This window comes from Thermoanaerobaculia bacterium (genome assembly GCA_035260525.1).
GTDB lineage: Bacteria > Acidobacteriota > Thermoanaerobaculia > UBA5066 > DATFVB01 > DATFVB01.
The window spans coordinates 1-7256 of sequence record DATFVB010000168.1; the positions used below are offsets into that span (position 1 = coordinate 1).

Genomic DNA, 7256 nt, shown 5'->3' on the forward strand with positions numbered 1-7256 from the left:
CGCGGCGAGGAGGTTCGCTCCGGGCTTGTAGCGGTGCACGAGGACGGCCGCGCCTCGGTCGCCGCCGATCCAGAACGTCTCCCCGGGGCAGTCGGGGGTCTTCCTCCCGAGCGCGCGCGGCGACGCTCCCTTCTCGGGAACGAAGTAGTGGGTCTCCGGGAACTTTCGAGCGGGACGCCAGAGCAGCTTCGCCATCTTCCCTCACAGAATCGCCGAGCTTCGAAATCGCTCGGCCAGCAATTTTCCTCCCGCCGCCGCCTCGGGCAGCGCGCGAAACGCCGCCGCGCGCGACTGGAGGTCCGATTTCTCGCGCACCGACGCGGCGCGGTCCTGCAGCATGTCCAGGAGTCGCAGGAAGGCCGCGGCATCATACCCCGCCTGCGACGCGCGGCGCGCGCCGCAGGCGTCGAGGGCCGTTTCGCGGCCGAGGTCGGCCGTCTCCGCCGCGAGACCGGGGAACTCCCGGGCGGGATCGGTTTCGGCGCGGCAGGTTTCGCGCGAGAGCACGACCGCGAGCTCCGCTTCCGATCGCATCAGGAGGAGCAGCCCCCGCGAGATCACGACGATGCCGCCCGGAAAGGCGGTCGCGTAGGGGACCGTCGATTGCGTCACCGGGAACCGCCGCACGCCGGCGCGCTCGCCCGCGCACGTCCGGCCGACGAGGGCGACGTAGCGGAGGAGCCGGTTGTCGGTGACGAGCGGGTCGCGTCCGAAGAGCCGCGCCGCGAGCTCCTTCCCCTCCGCCAGCGCGGCGGGATCGGATGCTCCCGGCGTTCGCGCCGCCGATGCGCGCGTGGACGATGGCGCCGCCGAGGCGTCCGTGGGCGATGGCCCCGCCGGCTTCGCGCTCCCGCACCGCAGAGACGCGGCGCCGAGCGCGAGGAGGAGAGGAATCCGACGCCGGTTCACCGGCGCGTCCGCGGCCGAAACCGCCCCACTCCGCCGGCCTTCTCGAACGCGAGCTGCTCGGCGTCGGTGATCGTGAAGGCGAACAACCGCTCGACGGCGGCCGCGTCGGGCTTGCCGTCCCCGCGGCCGGCCAACCCTTCCGGAGGAGGCGCGACGACGCGCGGCCGGTCGAACTCCGTCGGCGGGAACGCGCCCGGCTCGGACGATTCCCGCCGAAACTGGAACCCGCTCCCGTCGCTGAACACGAGGTTCGCGGCGGCGAGCCCCGACCCGTCGAAGCGGTATTCGACGCGGGCCTTCTTCGTTCCGGCGGGGACGTCGACGAGGACCGTCGGCCGCCCTGCGGTGTCCGTGCGCTCGACCACCGCGTCCGGCTCGAACAACGCGAGGAACGCGACCGCTCCCGATTCCTCGTCGGCGAGCGGGCGATCGGAGAACCACGTCTTGCCGTCGAAGACATAGACCCGGCCGAAGGCGTCGATCCGGAGCCGCTCGCCGGCCGAGCGGACCGTGACGTCCGGAAGCGAATGCGCGGCGAAATCGCGCGTTCGGAAGACCGTGATCGTCGGCGACGGCGGAAAGATGCCGAGGGTCGAGAGGAGGACCACCGCCGGGAGGAGCATTCGGGCACCATAGCAAAGCTCCTCTGCTAGACTCAACGGCCTTGAAGCCGCTCGCCTCCACGACGCTCCCCTTCCCGCTGGTCCGCCGCGGGAAGGTGCGCGACGTCTGGGATCTCGGCGACCGTCTCCTGATCGTCGCGACCGACCGCGTTTCGGCGTTCGACGTCGTCCTCTCTCCGGGGATCCCGGACAAGGGCAAGGTCCTGAACCAGCTGTCGAACTTCTGGTTCGCCCAGTTCCCCGGCGTGGAGAACCATCTCGTGGAGACCGATGCCCGGAAGTTCCCCGAGGGCGCGGCGGCCGACGACCTCCCGGGACGCGCCGTGATCGCGCGCAAGTGCGAGGTGATCCCCTTCGAGTGTGTCGCGCGCGGATACCTCGCCGGGTCCGGGTGGAAGGATTACGTCCGCACCGGGGAGGTCTGCGGATTGCGCCTTCCGTCCGGTCTTCGGGAGGCGTCCCGACTGCCGGAACCGATCTTCACGCCGGCGACGAAGGCGGAAACCGGGCACGACGAGAACGTGCCGCTGTCGCGCCTGGCCGAGGTACTCGGCGCCGACCGCGCCCGCGAGCTCGCCGAAAAGACGCTTTCTCTCTACCGCGAGGTGGCGCGCCGCTGCGAGGAGAAGGGGATCCTCCTCGCCGATTCGAAGATCGAGTTCGGCGTCCTCGACGGGCGCCTCGTCTGGATCGACGAGGCCTTCACGCCCGATTCGTCGCGATTCTGGCCCGCGGAGTCCTACCGGCCCGGATGCTCCCCTCCGTCGCTCGACAAGCAGTTCATCCGCGACTGGCTGGAGAGCACGGGATGGAACAAGACGCCGCCCGCGCCGCCGCTCCCGGACGACGTCGTGCGCGGCACCCGCGACCGCTACCTCGAGGCGTTCCGGAAGATCACGGGCCGCGCTCCGGAGTACGTGAGCGACTGATCGCGGAAAAACGCGAAACAAATTCGGAAACGACGAATGATCGACCAATCGGAACTCACCGTTGCGATCATTCGAGTCTCGATGTTCGGATTTGTTTCGGAATTCGAATTTCGAATTTCGAGGTTCTTCTAAGCCAGGTCCTTCACTTCGGCGACCGGCATCGCCTTCAGATCCGGGAACTCCGCGGCGGCGGAGGCATCCGACCGCGGCAGGAAGACCTCGCGGAAGCCGTGCGCGGCGCCCTCGCGCAGCCGCGCGGCGGCATCGGGGACCGACCGCACCTCGCCGAGCAGCCCGATCTCGCCGAAGTAGAACGCGTCGGCGGGGAGCGGCGTCTGCCGGTGCGAGGAGAGGATGGCCGCGGCGAGCGCGAGATCCGCCGCCGGCTCGCGCACGTCGAAGCCCCCCGCGCAGGAGACGAAGATCTCCCGCGACGCGACCGGAAGCGCGGCGCACGTCTCGAGCACGGCGAGCACCATCGCGAGGCGGCCCGCGTCGAGGCCGACGGCGCTCCGCCGCGCGGATCCCGACACCGCGGGTCCGACGAGCGCCTGGATCTCCACGAGGAGCGGGCGCGTCCCTTCGATGGAGGCCGACACCGCGCTTCCGGGCGTACCCGCCCTCCTCTCGGCGAGCAGCGCGCGCGAAGGATCGGCGATCTCCGACAGTCCCGACGAAGTCATCTCGTAGAGCGCGATCTCCTCGATCGCGCCGAACCGGTTCTTCATCGCCCGCAGGATTCGCCGCCCCCGCGAGCGGTCCCCCTCGAACGAGAGCACGGTGTCCACGAGGTGCTCGAGCGCCTTCGGCCCCGCGAGCGTCCCGTCCTTCGTGACGTGGCCGATCAGCACGACCGGCACGTTCTTCGCCCGCGCGAAGCGCTGGAAGACGAGCGCCGCATTTCGCACCTGCGCGACCGAGCCGGAGGGGGAAGGGAGGTCGGACGACGTCATCGACTGAACCGAATCGACGACGACGAGCGACGGCGCCAGCGCCGCCGCCTCCTCGACCGCGGTTTCCGGGTCGGTCTCGCCGAGCACGAACAGCTCCTCCGCGACCGCGCCGAGGCGTCCCGCGCGCAGCCGGACCTGGCGGAGCGACTCCTCGCCGGAGACGTAGAGGATCTTCCCGCCGGCGCCGGCGCACGCCCGCGCGGCCTGGAGGAGGAGCGTCGATTTCCCGATCCCCGGCTCGCCGCCGATGAGCACGACCGATCCCGGGACGAGGCCGCCCCCGAGCACCCGATCGAGGTCCGGCAGTCCGGTCGCGAGCCGGGGAGCCGCGGAATCGCCGACCGCCGTGATCGACACGGCCCGCGCCGCCGCCGCCGGCCGCCGGCTCTTCCGGCTCGCCGCGGCCGGCGCCGCGGCGACGTAGGAGTTCCACGCTCCGCACTCGGGGCATCGCCCGATCCACTTGGCGGACGCGGCTCCGCATTCGGAGCACGCGAATCCGGGCTCACCCTTCATTCAGAAACCGGCTGCCGCATGTGAAGCGAACGATTTCCGGGCCATGCCCCTTCGCATCGCGGGGGGCCCTTCGCGAAGTGATCGAGCGAACGTCCCGCGATGCGGGAGCGGGAGCGTCGGCGAAGGGGGTGGCGAGCGGCGCGGTCGAGTCGCTCGTTCGACGAGCCGCGCCGCCGCCACGCGCCCGCCCGGCTCGATGCATCGGTGCGCCGGCTCAGCCACCCAAATCACTTCAAAGGAACGGACCCCAATAACAGCTTCAAATCCTCGTCGCTCCATCTGACGCCCGCGCCGAAGAACAGCGAGTCCGCCTTCTTCGTCCGGTTCAGGAAGTCGTCCCATCCGGCGGTCGCGTAGATCGACGGCGAGAAGTACCAGCGCCCGCCGATCTTCATGTGCGCGTTGTAATCCTGGCGCGCGAAGTCCCACGCGTCGAAGGAGAAGCGAAGGCGCTTGTGGAGGAGCGAGTAGTCGATGCCGCCTCCGCCCCGCGACTCCTCGAGCCCCGCGCGGAGCGTCAGGTCCCCGAAGTTGAACCCGAACAGGGCCGACACCGCGTTGGCGTCGTCGAACTTCTCCTTCTGGATCGTCGTCGTCTCCTGGTGCCCGTCGGGGAACGTCGTCGTGAAGTTCGTCGTCGACAGCGAGCGGCGCCCGAACGGCTGTGTCGCGAGCTCGAGCCGGTAGAAGTGGTCCTCGTCGGGGATGATGTCGGCCGTCAAATATCCCTTCGACTTCGACGGCTGCGAGAGGTACTCGGCGCGCACCCCCAGGTCGATCTTGATCTTCGCGGCCCGGCCGAGCGTCTTGTTGAGCGTGCCCACCCCCTCCTTCACCGAGACGAGGGCGTCGTTCAAATTCCTCGACGTTTCGTCGCTGTTGATCAGCTGCCCGACGGTCCCCTTCCCGGTGTTCACTTTGTCGGTGATCGCGTTCAGGTTGTCCGCCGTGTGCTGGAGCTTGTCCGAGATCTCCTTGATGTTCGAGATCGTCGCGGTCGTGTTGGTCGAGTTCGCCGCCACGAGGGCGTCGATCCGGTCCGCGAGGCGGGTCATCTCGTGCGAGAACTCGCGGAAATTCGCGAGCGTCGCGTCGACGTTCTCGTGGTTGGTGGCGACGATCACCTTCAGCTCCTCGGTGATCCGCTCGATGTTGTCCACGATCGCGCGCGTGGTCTGCTCCCCCTCCGGGCCGCCGAGGGCATTGCGCAGGCTCGCGGTGATGTCCTTGACGTCGAGCTCGATGTCGTGCGCGAGCTTCGTGACCTGGTCGAACGAGACCGCCTGGTTGCCGGTCAGGACCGAGTCCTCGGGCAGCGGCGGCGCGCCGATCGGTCCGGGAATCAGCTCGAGGTACTTCTCGCCGAGCAGGCCGAGGTTCCCGATCGCGGCGGAGGCCCCCTGGCGAAGGTCGACGTCGCTGTCGAGCTCGACCTGCACGTAGGCGCGTCCCTCGATCAGCTTGATCTTCGTGACCTTGCCGACCCGCACGCCCGCGACGCGGACCGTCGCCTTGTTGTCGAGGCCGGAGACGTCCTTGAACACGATGCTGACGGATTTGCCGGACTTTTTTCCGAGCCGCAGATCCTCGATCTTGAAGATGAGGATTCCGGCGAGGACCAGCGCCACGAGGAAGAACAGCCCGACCTTGGCGACGGCGCTCATGCCTCCACCCCTTTCTGCCCCGCGTCTCTCTTCCAGGTGTCCTGCGTCATGGGTCCCTCCGCCCGCCCTTCGACGAATTGTCGCACCAGCGGGTTCTCCGATTTCATGAATCGGTCGGGCGCGTCGTCGGCGACGATCCGGCCGCCGTAGATCATCGCGATCCGGTCGCCGATCTTGGCCGCGCTCGTCATGCTGTGCGTGATCGTGACGGTCGTGCAGCGAAGCCGCTCGCGCATCTCGACGATCGTCGTGTCGATCACGTCGGTCATGATCGGATCGAGCCCGGTCGTCGGTTCGTCGAAGAGCAGGATCTGCGGCTCCAGCGCGATCGCGCGCGCGAAACCGACGCGGCGGCGCATCCCGCCCGAGAGCTCCGCGGGCTTCTTCGTCTCGACCCCCTCCAGATGCACGAGCTCGAGGCACTCCCCGACGCGGTCGCGGATCTCCCCGGCCGTCTTCTCCGTCTGGCGGCGCAGCGGAAACGCGATGTTCTCGTAGACGGTCATCGAGTCGAAGAGGGCGCCTTCCTGAAACGACATGCCGAAGCGGCGGCGGAAGACGTTGAGATCGCGCTCGGAGAGGGTCCAGATGTCGGTGTCGTCGACGATCACCTGGCCGGCGTCGGGCCGGATCAGGCCGATGATGTGCTTCAAGAGCACGCTCTTGCCCGTGCCGGAGGGGCCCACGAGGACGACCGACTCCCCTTCCGGGATCTCGAGGTTCAACCCGTCGAGGACGACGTTGGCGCCAAAGCTCTTCGAGAGGTCGACGAGCCGGATCTTCGGCTCGGAGGACCCGGCGGGGCGTTCGGCGGCGGAGCGCGCGTTCTCGTCCATCGTCAGAACAGGATCTTCGCGAGGAAGAAGTCCGCCACGAGGATCGCGAGGCTCCCCGCGACGACGGCGCGGGTCGTCGCGATCCCGACCCCTTCCGCGCCTCCTTCGGTGAAGTATCCCTTCTGGCATCCGATCATCGAAAAGAGAAGCCCGAAGACGGCGGCCTTGATGAGCCCGGCGGTGAAGTCGTTCCTCTCGAGGAACTGGAACGTGTTGTGAACGTACGTCACGGAGTTCGCGCCGAGGAGGTCGACGGCGACGACGTAGCCGCCGCTGATCCCGACGGCGTCGGCCATGACGACGAGGAGGGGCAGCATCACCGTCGCCGCGACGACCCGCGGGACGATCAGGTACTGGACCGGCTCCGTCGCGAGAGCGACGAGGGCGTCGATCTGCTCGGTGACCCGCATCGTCCCGAGCTCGGCCGCCATCGCGCTGCCGACGCGCCCGGTGACCATGAGCGCCGCGAGCACCGGCGCGAGCTCGCGCGTCACCGAGAGCGCGACGACCGACCCCACGAAGCTCTCCGCGTGGAACCGCGCGAACCCGGAATACGTCTCGAGCGCGATCACACCGCCGGTGAAGAGGCCCGTGAGGAACACGACGGGGATCGAGTCGACGCCGACGCGCACCATCTGCTTGAAGAGCTCCGCGACGTCGTACGGCGGACGCACCGCCCACCGCACGGTGCGCGTCAAGAGGACCACGAACCGCCCCATCTCGGTGAAGGCGCGCAGGATGGCGGCGCCCAGAGCTTCGAGGATCTTCAATCGTACCTTCGCGGTACGCGGCGGCCGATCCCGCAGAGGATCTCGTACGGAATGGT

General features: G+C 69.0%; 8 protein-coding genes. 1 reads left to right on the plus strand and 7 read right to left on the minus strand.

Annotation, left to right across the window (positions count from 1 at the left end):
• The 3 genes from VKH46_08235 to VKH46_08245 all read right to left on the minus strand — a co-directional run.
• A partial coding sequence (locus VKH46_08235) for a hypothetical protein (protein HKB70815.1) occupies window positions 1-195 on the minus strand: 195 nt, incomplete at its 3' end.
• 6 nt (window positions 196-201) lie between these two features.
• Window positions 202-909, minus strand: a complete 708-nt coding sequence (locus VKH46_08240; GenBank protein ID HKB70816.1) for a hypothetical protein — start codon at window positions 907-909, stop codon at window positions 202-204.
• The gene (locus VKH46_08245) at window positions 906-1532 is read right to left on the minus strand and encodes a hypothetical protein (protein HKB70817.1); all 627 of its coding nucleotides are present in this window, start codon (window positions 1530-1532) and stop codon (window positions 906-908) included. Before VKH46_08245 ends, VKH46_08240 begins: the two co-directional genes overlap by 4 nt.
• 41 nt (window positions 1533-1573) lie before the next feature.
• On the opposite strand from VKH46_08245, the gene VKH46_08250 reads away from it, so the two are divergent.
• On the plus strand, window positions 1574-2461 hold the full coding sequence (locus VKH46_08250; GenBank protein ID HKB70818.1) for a phosphoribosylaminoimidazolesuccinocarboxamide synthase: 888 nt from the start codon (window positions 1574-1576) through the stop codon (window positions 2459-2461).
• Window positions 2462-2589: 128 nt separating this feature from the next.
• Here VKH46_08250 and radA read toward each other — a convergent pair whose 3' ends face one another.
• From radA to VKH46_08270, 4 genes are all read right to left on the minus strand, one after another.
• Window positions 2590-3930 carry a DNA repair protein RadA gene (gene radA / locus VKH46_08255; GenBank protein HKB70819.1) on the minus strand — a complete coding sequence of 447 codons (1341 nt, stop codon included), beginning with the start codon at window positions 3928-3930 and terminating at the stop codon, window positions 2590-2592.
• Window positions 3931-4157: 227 nt separating this feature from the next.
• A complete protein-coding gene (locus VKH46_08260) occupies window positions 4158-5594 on the minus strand; it encodes an MlaD family protein (GenBank protein HKB70820.1) in 1437 nt (478 codons plus the stop codon).
• Window positions 5591-6430 (minus strand): ABC transporter ATP-binding protein, encoded by an 840-nt coding sequence (locus VKH46_08265; protein ID HKB70821.1) that lies wholly within the window; start codon window positions 6428-6430, stop codon window positions 5591-5593. The genes VKH46_08260 and VKH46_08265 overlap by 4 nt, the downstream gene beginning before the upstream one ends.
• 2 nt (window positions 6431-6432) lie before the next feature.
• Window positions 6433-7200, minus strand: a complete 768-nt coding sequence (locus VKH46_08270; GenBank protein HKB70822.1) for an ABC transporter permease — start codon at window positions 7198-7200, stop codon at window positions 6433-6435.
• Window positions 7201-7256: the final 56 nt, after the last annotated feature.

What these genes read in the sequence shown, in the direction of transcription:
- VKH46_08245 (HKB70817.1), bottom strand. Translation starts at nt 1,532, where the DNA reads ATGCTCCTCCCGGCGGTGGTCCTCCTCTCGACCCTCGGCATCTTTCCG.
- radA (HKB70819.1), bottom strand. Translation starts at nt 3,930, where the DNA reads ATGAAGGGTGAGCCCGGATTCGCGTGCTCCGAATGCGGAGCCGCGTCC.
- VKH46_08260 (HKB70820.1), bottom strand. Translation starts at nt 5,594, where the DNA reads ATGAGCGCCGTCGCCAAGGTCGGGCTGTTCTTCCTCGTGGCGCTGGTC.
- VKH46_08265 (HKB70821.1), bottom strand. Translation starts at nt 6,430, where the DNA reads ATGGACGAGAACGCGCGCTCCGCCGCCGAACGCCCCGCCGGGTCCTCC.